General features: G+C 61.2%; 9 protein-coding genes. 1 reads left to right on the top strand and 8 read right to left on the bottom strand.

What is annotated here, in order from left to right:
* Positions 1 to 11: 11 nt before the first annotated feature.
* The 6 genes from ACSBOX_RS05755 to ychF all read right to left on the bottom strand — a co-directional run bounded on the left by ACSBOX_RS05755 (position 12) and on the right by ychF (position 8,673).
* A complete protein-coding gene (locus ACSBOX_RS05755) occupies positions 12 to 218 on the bottom strand; it encodes a helix-turn-helix domain-containing protein (protein ID WP_442545179.1) in 207 nt (68 codons plus the stop codon).
* 392 nt (positions 219 to 610) lie between these two features.
* A complete protein-coding gene (locus tag ACSBOX_RS05750; protein ID WP_442545178.1) occupies positions 611 to 1,765 on the bottom strand; it encodes a hypothetical protein in 1,155 nt (384 codons plus the stop codon).
* A gap of 5 nt (positions 1,766 to 1,770) precedes the next feature.
* Positions 1,771 to 2,637: a hypothetical protein gene (locus ACSBOX_RS05745; protein ID WP_442545177.1), complete on the bottom strand. Its 867-nt coding sequence runs from the start codon at positions 2,635 to 2,637 to the stop codon at positions 1,771 to 1,773.
* Between the two features lie 909 nt (positions 2,638 to 3,546).
* Positions 3,547 to 3,768 carry a hypothetical protein gene (locus ACSBOX_RS05740; RefSeq protein ID WP_442545176.1) on the bottom strand — a complete coding sequence of 74 codons (222 nt, stop codon included), beginning with the start codon at positions 3,766 to 3,768 and terminating at the stop codon, positions 3,547 to 3,549.
* 23 nt (positions 3,769 to 3,791) lie between these two features.
* Positions 3,792 to 7,463 (bottom strand): YobI family P-loop NTPase, encoded by a 3,672-nt coding sequence (locus ACSBOX_RS05735; protein WP_442545175.1) that lies wholly within the window; start codon positions 7,461 to 7,463, stop codon positions 3,792 to 3,794.
* Between the two features lie 100 nt (positions 7,464 to 7,563).
* A complete protein-coding gene (gene ychF / locus ACSBOX_RS05730) occupies positions 7,564 to 8,673 on the bottom strand; it encodes a redox-regulated ATPase YchF (RefSeq protein WP_442545174.1) in 1,110 nt (369 codons plus the stop codon).
* Positions 8,674 to 8,795: 122 nt separating this feature from the next.
* Between ychF and ACSBOX_RS05725 the strand changes: the two genes are divergently transcribed.
* A complete protein-coding gene (locus ACSBOX_RS05725; RefSeq protein ID WP_442545173.1) occupies positions 8,796 to 10,028 on the top strand; it encodes a DNA recombination protein RmuC in 1,233 nt (410 codons plus the stop codon).
* Between the two features lie 80 nt (positions 10,029 to 10,108).
* Here ACSBOX_RS05725 and ACSBOX_RS05720 read toward each other — a convergent pair whose 3' ends face one another.
* Positions 10,109 to 11,194 carry a 4-hydroxy-3-methylbut-2-enyl diphosphate reductase gene (locus ACSBOX_RS05720; protein WP_241710584.1) on the bottom strand — a complete coding sequence of 362 codons (1,086 nt, stop codon included), beginning with the start codon at positions 11,192 to 11,194 and terminating at the stop codon, positions 10,109 to 10,111.
* Positions 11,191 to 12,069 (bottom strand): hypothetical protein, encoded by an 879-nt coding sequence (locus ACSBOX_RS05715; RefSeq protein ID WP_442545172.1) that lies wholly within the window; start codon positions 12,067 to 12,069, stop codon positions 11,191 to 11,193. The genes ACSBOX_RS05720 and ACSBOX_RS05715 overlap by 4 nt, the downstream gene beginning before the upstream one ends.
* Positions 12,070 to 12,225: the final 156 nt, after the last annotated feature.

The following is a 12,225-nucleotide window of genomic DNA, read 5'->3' as shown; positions in this document are numbered from 1 at the left end:
GCCAACACTGCTCAGGGTCTTCCACTGCCATCGCCATCGTCCGAGATCGCGGCCCCGCCGCCGCGGACCCAGGCGTCTACCTCGCTGGTCTGGAACTTCCAGAGCCTGCCGACCTTGTGGGCCGGCAAGGAACGTTCGGCGATCCAGGTGTAGACAGTCTCCTTGGTAACGCCGAGGTGGGCTGCGATCGCGTCGGCAGAAAGCCACGGTTCGCTCAATACTGCACTCCTCGGGACAGACGGCGGCCGCCTGGGCCGCGGTCTGTCCCGATCTTACTCGATCTGACTGGGTTTGGATCGGATTCACCCTAGGATGTACCTCGTCTCGACGACAAGCGGGACCCGGGCGACCTTCGAAACGAGTCAGAGAACCGAGCGGCCTGTATCTGGCCACTCGGGCACTGGACCACACAGGCGGAGGCGGAGGATATAGAATCCATGCCCACGAGCGCCAGTTCCTCCATAGTGCAGGTTCTCGGCAATGCCACGCTCAACCATGCGGTAACCCCCGGCGGCGCTTCAACGCCGCCGAAATCTGCTCCAGATCGCCTGTGGGGTATATATCCCCTTGTCCCTGGGTTCGTAATAGCTCCGCAGCGATTCCATCGACGTCAATCCATGCTTGCTTCTTTACCGCCCGGACAGAATACTGCGTACATCCCGCAGCCGGGGTACTTTGGGCAGTGGTGCATCCAAGAGTCCTCGAAGTTCGTGTACCGTCGTCGAAAACCTTTTACCGCTTTATCGCTGTTGTAGAACCGGACAAAATCCACACGGTGGGAGCACGCCGTATCGGAACCTTTATCGAAGAGGTCGAACTTTCCGGATCTGCCGCGCTTACGGTGAAATACTTGTTCGCCCGGCTCAAGGGCCCGCGGTTCGAAGGCGGAGGCCTCCGCCTCATCCTCAATATTTGCCAGCGCCAAGGCGATCTGATGAAACATGTCTGCATAGGCGGTGGAACGGGCATCAATCTTAGTCTGTTCGATTTCTTCCCCGTGGCTTGTTCTCGGCTCCTCGCCGGAGTACGGCTCAAAGCGAACAACGTGGGTGACTTTGTCGCTCACCGTATCTGCGAACTTTGGACCACGATGAAATCCGACGTCTGCATCAAACGCCCGACAAAGCTCCTTGAGTTCTTCGCGCCATTTCTTCGGAGCGTTCAGGCTGCCCAACGCAAGTGGATCGCCCAGGAACACGATCAAGCGCGTAAGAGTACGGGCTGAGGTCAGAGGGCCGAATTCGGCGACCATGTCGATGTAGGTGCGCATTACGTCGCCAATTTGCGCGTCATCCTCCATGTCGAAGATCGTGCAGTGCAGCTCTTCTCGTTCCACCTCAGCCGGAACCAGCTGCTTGGTCGCAGCGGAGGCATGCCGTGCCTTTACCCATACGTCCACACGCACCAGCAGTTCAAAGGGAAGGCCCGCCTCTTCGTTACGTTGCACGATAACGGCATGACAGACGCGAGTCAGTCCACCATCGTTCCGAGACCCTGAGAATCCGGGATCCGCGAGAACCTCAGGAAGCACCCTTGAGCTCAGCGCGCCCTCAATCCCTTCGGCAACGAACCATCCCGCCATGCCCCCGTCGAGCCGGGCTATGAATTCGTAGTCGGACTTAATCTCAAGAGCTGGCTTGAGGAGCCCGCGTGGGCGCTTCTCTGCGGCCCAGTCAACTAGAAAATCCTCACGAGCTTCCCGCAGCTCACGCAAATTGAGAAAGCTGCGCGCCCCCCTCGTGGGCTGCGCATTGTGTCTTGCCATCCGGGCTAACGCTCCAGCAGGTACGCGGCCGGAATCGGAATAGCAGAAAGCTCGGCGAGACTCATATCGTTGATGATCTGGCACAAACGGGAGCGGAGCTTCTCAACCTCAGTGCTTGATGCCACAAGGGGCTCAGGCTCGGAGGTCGTCGGTACCTTCTTTTGAGCGCGCTCACGTTTCTCCACGATGGACGTCAGGGGAACCTGATTCTTTGCAGCCCAGCTCGCAGAGTGCTCCATCACTCGCCGCTGCAGAAGTGCTCGCCAAGCCCCACTGAGTCCAAGCTCGTCGAGCGCATTTCTGAAGGCACGCGTGCGGGGATCTTTAAGCGCCGCTTCGAGCTTCTCGCGATTAGGATCGCTCTGGCTGTCAGCGAAGGACTTCATCCACCCCAGCTGCTCCTGCATCGAAATCGCATCGATCTTAACGAAGTCATCGGGAGAACTCACCCAGGACGGCGTGCCTTCATCATCTGTCGGCAGGAAAATAGCGCGACGGTGCTTCCGGTCCCAGTAGCGCTCACCTGTTTCCCAGGTGATGAGGGTACTCCAAACGTCTGCCTTGAGACGGACCTGGTCTGCACCACTGCGGGGCAGTACGAGATTCTTGCTGTGGCCCGGAAGCGTGATGCGAGGGTGTCCATCTATAATTTCCAGACCAAACCGGCCGGCATCGTCACCCGCGCGGAGCAGATCGATGAACTTTTTGAAGCCGAACAATTGTTCCGTAAAACCGTGAAACCGCTGTGTCAGCTGTTTCTTCGCCTGGGCTCCGTAAAGGAGCCCACCATTTGCAGCCGCGGTTTCTGCTGCCTCTCGCAGTGTGTCGAAGATGTCGTCCAGAGTTGGCGTTGAAGTAGCGTCAGTCGTCAATTAGATCTCCAAGGATAAATGGTAATAGCCCCCGCTAACCGCGAAGGCTATTACAAAATTAAGGAGATCGTCTGCGAATAGCGTCATTGACCCCACCCTTCGTCGCAAGCTCCGAAGGATCCCCGTAGGTTTGCGGGAGAAGATTCACCTAGTACTTTGGGGTTCATCTGCTCCCGGCGAGAGGATGCCGACTGGATTCGCTTCCAATCAGTGCGACTCGCCTGAGGTGTATCAAGCCCTTACGGGCCGACGATCAGTATTATTTTTTTGGCGAAGACATTATGTGTTCGCCTCGTAAGAGGATATTTTACGTCTTGCCTCCCAGTCAAGTTGCGGGGTTGAGTCAAACGAAGGCGATCCGCCCTCGTCCTCCTCATTTTCCGCGTCTTCACCGTCCGGATTGAACTTCTTGACCGACCATTCAAGGTCTTCATGCGGTAGAGCACGGAAGCCTGCCCGCTGCAAGCGACCAAACGAAGCGCGTCCTTGCCATTCCCGCTGCCGTCCGCTTTCCAGGTCCCCCGGGTAACGAACTTCACCTCAACGGTCGTTGGAACTAGCTTGTGCGGCCGATTGGCCGATAGCTTTCGGAGGGCGCATCAGCCCCGATCCGCTACTCCCCCTTAATATCACGTTGGGCCTTGTCGCCAGCCCAGACCATGAAGTTAGGGAAGAACCAGACAGTCTGACCGAGATCCACAAGCGATATCTTGTATCCGGTCTGAGAACTATTCCGAGCCCACACAAGCCAGGTCTCTATGGCGTCAGCGAAGCGCTTCTCCAGGCTATTCAGTCCGTCATATCCTTCATGCAGCGCGTTCGTGTAGCATCGGACCTCGCCCATGCGTACGAGTGTGCCGCCCATTCGTAGGGGTTCGGCATGAGCCTCGAATAATTTCAATCAGCTGCTCAACAGGCAGCGATCCTAGTGCCCTCGTGGTATGCCGTCACCCCCGGTGCAGGGCTAGATGTGATGCGGTCCTCGAACGCGCCGATCAATAGGAGCGAGAGGACACCCTCCGGGTCGTATGGGAGGACGCCCGGGACCTGTTCGTCAGGGTCACCCGGCAGCCACCACAGGCCAGCCCATTCGCCAGCCTCGTCGAGGTTCAGCGGGTCATTCGTCGCCATGCCTGCGCTTCTCCGCCCAGGTCTCAAACCAGGTTCCCGACCTTCCTTCCGCGGATGAGCTTCGGAACGATCTCAATCCTCCCGGCGGCTTCGAGGCGCTTGAACAGCGTCTCGTTCGACGATCCTCCGGGGAGGTCGAACTCTATCCCGGGACCTGCCGACAGCTCGTCGTAGGGCAGGCCGAGCGACACGAGGATGCCCGAGAGATCGGCCGGGTCGGTGTCTTTAGCATAAGTCAGCTGACGCAGGACCACGTCCGGGTCCTGTGTGACACGAGCGATACGGCGGATTTCCCCGAGGGGCAGCCAGATCTGGTTGGCGATCGCGAACTGTCCAGCGGCGCGTAGAGCTTTCTTGTCGTCGCCGGGCACATAGTCGCCAAGGCGCTCGACCACCATCCGACGCAGCTCGTCGGGAATCCATGAACTCTCCACGAACTCGCCGACGAAACCAGCCAAGAGCGCCGGCGTCATGAACTCCGATGCATTCTCCGACACCGCGAAGGCCTCGGAGAGCGATTCCCACCCGCCCTTCGCAAAATGAGCGAAGGTGTCGAAGGTATCCGGCAGCAGCTTCGCCTCCAGGGCCCTGGCGAGCAGCTGGTCGGGGCTCGGAGTCACCTCAACGAGCTCAATCGCGGACCCGAGACTCAGCTGCTTGACGAGCTGGACCCGGCTCTGCGCCGTCAGATGCGCCGAAGCATTCAGCACGCGGACCGCGAGGACGCCTCGGTCCTGGTCCGCAACCTCCTCAACGTCCTGCAGTTCGACCGGATCGGCTCCATCCGGGACGAGAAGGCCGGACAGCTGTTCGTCGACCCCATGAGCCAGTGCGTAAGCGGACACGTTGGCGACCGTCGGAGCCATGAGGCCCGCCTCCACGATCAAGGGCCAGGTCGGCTCCGGGACGTCCTCGATCTCATGGATTGTGGCGGAAGCGGAGCTCCGCTTGACGACGTCGCGCAGCTGGTCCTTTGTCCAGGAGCCGTGCTGCTCATTGATGACCTCGACCAGTACGGACTCCATGAGCACGATCGGCCGGGCCGATCCGTCGGCCTCCATCGCGGCGATGTAGTCGTCGATGCGTGTTTTGCAGAACTCCCACACGCTCTGCTTTTTGCGTACCTCGTCGAGCGTCGGGGCTTCGTCGACCCCGAGTGCCAGTTGTAGGTTTGGCGCGCTGACCTCGTACCTGTGCGCCGCCACGATGCGGTGCCGGAGCGGGGCGCTTAGGTCGCCAAGGTCCGTGATCAGCAGCTCCACCGCCTCGAGGATTTCGAAGACCCGCTCAGTCTGCGGTGCGGTCAGGCTCTCGCGGACGGCGGTGAGCCGTGGATAGGAAGACTCGAGCAGCGCCCGGGAGGACTCGCCGATCTCGTAGGCGTCGGGATGCAGCGCGTTCATGAGGGCCGCGTCGAACAGCTTCAGCCGCGTCTCTTCGTCCGGAATGCCGGGGTGGTTCGCGACGTACTCGAAGATGTCCTGCCACGGGTGTTTCGTCAGCTGTTGGACGAGGAGCTCGCGCGGGGCATTAGGTGCGTTGAGGAAGGCATCCAGGAATGTCTGGACGTCCTTGCCCTCATGCGTGACGACGTACGCGACAAGTTGCTTCGCGTCTTCGGGCTTTTCTTTGAGCAAGTATGAGGCGACTTGCAGGTTCAGTGCGCTCACGCTGCTCGTAAAGTCGGCCGGGACCTGTTCGAGCAGATTGCTTAAGGCATTTTCAGAGGTGAACTCGTGGTCGAGGTACATCTCGTTCGGCTGGACACTGTGGTTGTAGAAGAAGGCGACATCGACTCCGACGAAGCTGCCGTAGAAGATCGCGGAGTATTCGGCGTAGTTGCGCGTGATGAAACCCCGCCGGACGAGATCGCGTGCCAGCTCCGACTCCAGCACGTCGGCGATGAGCTGGTCGAACCCGATTCGCCCCTTCGGTACGCGTTCATAGCGGGCCAGTCCGGCGAAGTCAGCTCCTCGCAACATCGAGATGTCCTGGTCGTACCGCTGGATCAGGCGGGCAAGCTCAACGGGATCAGGATCCGACCATTGCGCAGAATTCATGACCTCTGGGAAGATGCGGCTGATCTGTTCCGCAGAGGGCGTCACGGCGGTTGAGTTATGCCTCTGGACGATGGAGAAGGACTTCGACTTGGCGACGTACTCCCAGAACCCCACCGTGTCGACCGAGTCGAACGCGTAATTCTGGTCGTCAACCTTGACTGAAATGTACGGCCAGCCGTTTGACGGAGGGAAGAAGTCCTTGATCTCGCGGAGCCGACTTCCCAGCTTCGCAGCGATCTCCTTTTTCTGCTCGCGCTGTTCCTCGGTCCTCATCCGCTTGCGCCGCTGCTCCTGCAGACCCTCGATCAGGGTCCTGACCTCGTCGCGATGGAGCCGTTCGAGCTCATCGAGCGTGCTGGTTCGCTGCGAGATGGCTTCAAAGTCGGCGAGGTGGAAGTTCTTGTACGCGACGAGGGCGAAGAGATGGTCCGCCGTCATGCCCGGCGCGGGAGTCTTCGTCCACAGAAGGTGCTCGGCGAACACCACGAACTCGTTGCAGATGTTCTTCATCAGGCGCATGTCGGTGGTGTGCCGTGCGATCAGGTCCAGGAGAGGACGTGACACGACGTTCTCGGCAAGACCGAGTTTCACCAGCTCCCCGGCGAGGAGGTCACGGGCGTTGCGGCGCGAGATGAACGGCACCATAGGAACGACGATTTCGAAAAACTTGGTCCGGTTCGCCCGCCGGACGGCCTCTGCAGCAATGTCGAGCCGGGGCTTCGCGCTGGCCGTGGGGCTGTCCTGGCCGTCACTGGCTTTAGCCTCGCCGTCCTTGGATTCCGGCTCCTTTCCGAGCTGCTCGAACAGGCTGTCCTTGATGGCATAGATGAACCGCAGAGGCTCGTCACTGTCCTGCCAGTTCGCGGAAGCATTGATGAGGGTGTTCAGTTCCCGGAGCGAGTCGAAGATCTGCGGATCCTCGAAGCGGTCCAGATCTTCGAAGATCACGAACTTCGGCCTGACGGTGTCAAAGAAGGCAACGATCTCGTCGAGAAAGCTGTCAAAGTAGGTGGTCGGACCTTCGCCCAGGGCGATTTTCGTGCCGGCAGTCGTGACCTCCGAAACGATCCGGTCGCCGATGATCCATCGGACCGCCCACAGGGGAGCCAGAACAAGACTGAAAAGCATTCCAGCACGCACGAGGTACCAGGGCAAGTCAGCTGCGGCGTCAGGCCAGCCGGGTCCGGAACGCACCCCCAGCACCCACAGGAGCCCCAGGCCCACCACACCGATAAAGAGGGCATGAAGGAACGCACGCCGCTTGGTCACGGGTTTGGGTCGGGCGAACCGGGATCGACGGATCTTCCCTGGTGTCAGCCGGTAGACGAGTTGCTTGACCAGTTCCTTCTGGATCCGGTTGGTCAGGTCCTCGTTGTCTTTATCCGGGCCAAGGGTGTTGATACTGATGCGGACAGTGTCTTTGTCGTGCTTTTCCTGAAAGTCATCCAGCACGCTGGACTTGCCGGTCCCGTAGCGGCCGGTGAGGGCGATGCTGCGGTTCCTCTTGTCGAGGACCGCCTCTTCAAGGTGGCGCACATAGATCTCGTGCTGGCCGCTCTCGAATTCAGGAGCGAGGCTGCGCAGCTTAATCTGCTGCCGCGGTGCCTCCGGCTGGCTCGGACGTTCCTCGGCCACGGTTCCTCTTCCCCCAAAAAAGCCTTCGACGTGATCAGTGTCCAGCTTCAGAGGCGCGGTCGGGCGCGCCTCTAAAGCTGGATATACAGTGGGTCCTGATCTACTTTTTCCCTTGGTTGGAAGAGGTTATTCCGTGACGGAACTCCACCACGTCGCCGTCGGCCATGACGTATTCCTTGCCTTCAATACGGACCTTGCCGCGGGACTTGGCCTCGGCCATGGACCCGGCGTCGATAAGGTCGTCGTAGGAGACAACTTCGGCCTTGATGAATCCACGCTGGAAATCCGTGTGGATGACTCCTGCAGCCTGCGGCGCGGTGTCGCCCCGGTGGATGGTCCAGGCGCGGGCCTCCTTGGGACCGGCAGTGAGGTACGTCTGCAGTCCCAGTGTGTGGAAACCGACCCGTGCCAGCTGGTCGAGGCCGGATTCGTCCTGGCCATTCATTTCGAGCATCTCGCGGGCTTCTTCCTCGTCGAGTTCGACGAGATCGGATTCCAGCTTGGCGTCAAGGAAGATGCAGTCCGCCGGCGCCACCATGGCGCGCAGCTCGTCTTGCTTTTCCTGGTTGCCGAGGATTCCTTCGTCCGAGTTGAAGACGTAGATGAAGGGCTTGGCCGTGAGGAGGCTGAGCTCCTTGAGGTGCTCCATCTCGAGCTTGTCGCTCTTGATGGAGGAGAAGATCGTGTCGCCACGTTCCAACACGGACTGGGCTGCCAGGATCGCCGCGAGTTCGGCAGCTTCCCGCTTCTTGATCTTGACTTCTTTTTCGATCCGGGGAATGGCCTTTTCGATCGTTTGGAGATCGGCCAGGATCAGTTCGGTGTTGATCGTCTCAATGTCAGAGCGGGGATCGACCTTGCCGTCGACGTGGACAACGTCGGGGTCGTCGAAGACGCGGATGACCTGGGCGATGGCTTCTGCTTCGCGGATGTTCGCCAGGAACTTGTTGCCCAGGCCTTCGCCTTCGGAGGCGCCCTTGACGATTCCGGCGATGTCGACGAACGAGACGACGGCGGGCAGGAGGCGCTGCGATCCGAAGACCTCGGCCAACTTCTGCAGGCGCGGGTCCGGGAGGTTGACGACGCCGACGTTTGGCTCGATGGTGGCGAACGGGTAGTTCGCGGCCAGCACCTGGTTACGGGTCAGTGCGTTGAAAAGAGTTGATTTGCCGACGTTGGGCAGTCCGACGATGCCAATAGTAAGAGCCACGAGCATTGATTCTACCCGTTGAGTGCCCCAGTCCGCTTTGCGGGAAGAACCCGAGACCCGACGCCCCGGTGCCGCGACCCGGCTTCGCTAAATTGTCCTACCCCTATGCCAAGGTTGGAAGCATGGATGGTTTCGCAGTAATTCTCGCTTTGTTCATGCTTCTTCTCGGAGCGGCCACCGGTGTGGTGGCCGGCTTCCTCCTGTTCCGGCGCCGCAATGCGGCGCTCGAAGAAGATTTCGACGGCGTCTCGGCCCGGCTTGCCTCGGTGAACGCCCAGTTTGCCGCGGCCGACGCCGAGCGGCGCCTTCTGCTGTCGCAGAACCGTGAACTGAGCGAGTCCAGGAACCAGGATGGCAGTGTATTGCGTGCCCTCGCCCCTGTCGCAGAGAAGCTGACGGCCGTCCAGCAACAGGTCTCCCTTCTGGAACGGGATCGTTTGGAGCAGTACGGACAGCTTGCCCAGCAACTCCAGGAAGCCCGGCTGTCCGATGAACAACTGCTGCGCTCAACGCATGCCCTTGCCTCCGCCCTCCGGTCCAATAGCGCGAGGGGCCAGTGGGGTGAAGTCCAGCTGCGCCGGGTAGTGGAAGCCGCCGGCATGCTGCGCCACGTTGATTTCCACGAGCAGGTGCACTCTGCTTCCGCCGACAATGCCATCCGGCCGGATCTTGTGGTCCAGTTGCCGGGTGGAAAGCAGCTGGTGGTGGACGCAAAGGTTCCGCTGGCGTCCTACCTCGCTGCCCAAGAACAAGGCAGCACAAGGCATGGCGACACGAAGCACTCCGCGGAGAACGGCATCCTATCAGCGGGCAATAGCACTGATGCCCTGCTGACTGCGCATGCGAAAGCGCTCAAGTCCCACGTGGATGCCCTCGGATCGAAGAAGTACTGGGACATCCCCGGCAACTCACCCGAGCTGGTGATCTGCTTCCTGCCCGCAGAATCCATCCTGGCCGCGGCCCTCGAAGCGGACCCCGCACTGTTGGATCACGCCTTGTCCAGGAACGTGGTGCTCGCGTCCCCCGGCACCCTGTTGGCAGTTCTCAAGTCCGTTGCCTTCACGTGGCGCCAGGACGTCTTGACGGACAATGCCCGGGAACTCTTCGAGCTCGCCCGGCAACTGTACGAACGGATGGGCACTCTCGGTGACAACGTGGGCAAATTGGGTTCGTCGTTGAAGACCTCGGTGGATCGCTACAACGCACTCGTCGGAACGCTCGAAGCACGCGTCTTGCCGACGGCACGGAAACTCAATTCCATGGACACCGACGGGTTGGTGTCACCGCCGGCGGTGGAAGCAGTGCCGCGGACGCTCGCCGCACCCGAGCTGCTTGAGCAAGACCCGGCGGCCTGATCGCACCCGGTAAGGACCTGGGCACCCGGAACAACGGGGGCGCGGGTCGTTACCGGGTGCGTCAACGCGGATCCCCAAAACTACGAGTTTGGCCGGTTCCCGCGTCCGCCCAGGGCGCGTGTGACGTCTCCGGCTTCCTTGAGGGTCGCGCGCAGTTCCTTCGGCAGGGAGAACAGCAGGTCTTCCTCCGCCGTCACCACCTCTTCGACCGCACCGTAGCCGTAGTCGGCCAGCAAACGGAGAACGTCCTGGACCAGGACCTCGGGAACGGAAGCACCGGAAGTGACGCCCACGGTGGCGACGCCTTCGAACCAGCTCTCGTCCACCTCGTTCGCGAAATCGACCCGATAGGAGGCTTTGGCGCCATATTCAAGCGCCACTTCGACGAGCCGCACGGAGTTGGAAGAGTTCGCGGATCCCACCACGATGACGAGGTCGGCTTGCGGGGCAATCTTTTTGATGGCCACTTGGCGGTTGGTGGTGGCATAGCAAATGTCGTCGCTCGGCGGATCCTGCAACGTGGGGAACCGCTCCTTGAGCATCCGGACGGTTTCCATCGTCTCGTCGACGCTCAGGGTGGTTTGCGAAAGCCAGATGGTCTTCTCCGGATTGCGGACAGTGACCTTGTCCACTTCGTGCGGACCGTTGATGATCTGGATGTGGTCCGGGGCTTCGCCCGCCGTTCCTTCCACTTCCTCGTGACCGTCGTGGCCGATGAGGAGAATGTCGTAGTCTTCCTTGGCGAAGCGGACGGCTTCGCGGTGCACCTTCGTGACAAGCGGGCACGTGGCATCGATGGTGCGCAGGCCGCGGTCTTCGGCGGACTGCACGACCGCCGGGGACACGCCATGGGCGGAGAAGATCACCAGGGCGCCTTCGGGTACCTCGTCCGTCTCCTCCACGAAGATGGCACCCTTCTCCTCCAGCGACGTGACCACGTGCACGTTATGCACGATCTGCTTACGCACGTAGACGGGCGGACCGTAGTGTTCCAGTGCCTTCTCCACTGCGATGACTGCGCGGTCGACGCCGGCGCAATATCCGCGGGGTGCCGCGAGCAGGACTCGTTTGGGGCCGGAAACCGGAGCGGCGGCCAGCACCTCTTCCGGCGTCCGACGCCTACGCGGGACAGAGGGCATCGGAATGGAAACTGCTGAGCTGGTCATCCCTCCATGCTACCGGCAGCGTTCGCCCGCACGCTCGGCCTTGCTTTGCGGGAGAAGATCACGCCGAGCAGGCCGAGGAGCACAAGCACTCCCGCGGCAATCCACGCGGTGGTGATCCAGCCGGTGAAATTGTCGACCGACGCCGCCACCAACTCCCGCGCGAAAAGCCCGCCCGTGGCGGTTCCGCCCAGCCCTGCATCGCCTGCGCCCTTCAGTACGGTCGTCGCCACTTGCCACAGCGCCGCGACGGCGGCCAAGCCCAGTCCGGCGAACAGGAGGACCACGCCCCTGCGCTTAGCGGCAAGCAGCCCCAGGGCAAACAGCAGGACGGCGCCGAGGCCGGGGATCCACCACATCGGCGCGTACGCGGCGATGGCGTCTACCTGTTGCCGCTGGGCGGGTCCCCCGATGTTGATCACGGTGGAGTCCGGCGTCGAAATCGGGAGGCCGGTCGCCGCGTGCAGCCGGTCCGCGGCGATCTTGACCAAGGGCCCGACGTCGAGCACGAGGGACGTCCCCGAGCTCGAGTTCCCGGGGCCTCCGTTGCCCGTGAAATTCAGTTGGTGGCTCCGGCGGACGGTTTCATTCCACGCTTGCGGGTATTCGGGCCACGTGGTCATTGCCGTGGCCGCGTCCTTGAGGAATGAAGCACCAAGTTGTTCCACGGGCGCCGGGAGATTGACTTTTGATTCAAGGCTTGCGACGGCGGTGGCGGCCAGGCGGGCCTGGAACGCCTGGTCCTTCCCGATCGGCGCGGTGAGCGCCACAAACCCGTCTTCCCGGACGATATTGGCGTCCGTCCATGCCATAGGGACGGCGATTCCTGTGAGCAAAAGGGCAAAGATCACTGCGATTGCAGAGACGAACGTACGCAATGGATTCCTCAAGATTGGAGTGCAGCAGTTCCAGGCGGAGCGACGACGGGTAAATGTCGGTGATGCGTGCTACAAGGTATGGATAGAGTTGGAAGCCTGCCGCCGGCTTTCCGGTAGCGATTTTCAGTAGCACTGGTAGCAGCAGTGCTTCCGGCA

The sequence above is a fragment of the Arthrobacter sp. KN11-1C genome, from assembly GCF_052180225.1.
In the GTDB taxonomy this organism is placed as follows: Bacteria; Actinomycetota; Actinomycetes; order Actinomycetales; family Micrococcaceae; genus Arthrobacter.
Note: the sequence above shows the minus strand (reverse complement) of the source record. Positions and strands in the feature narration are given on the sequence as shown.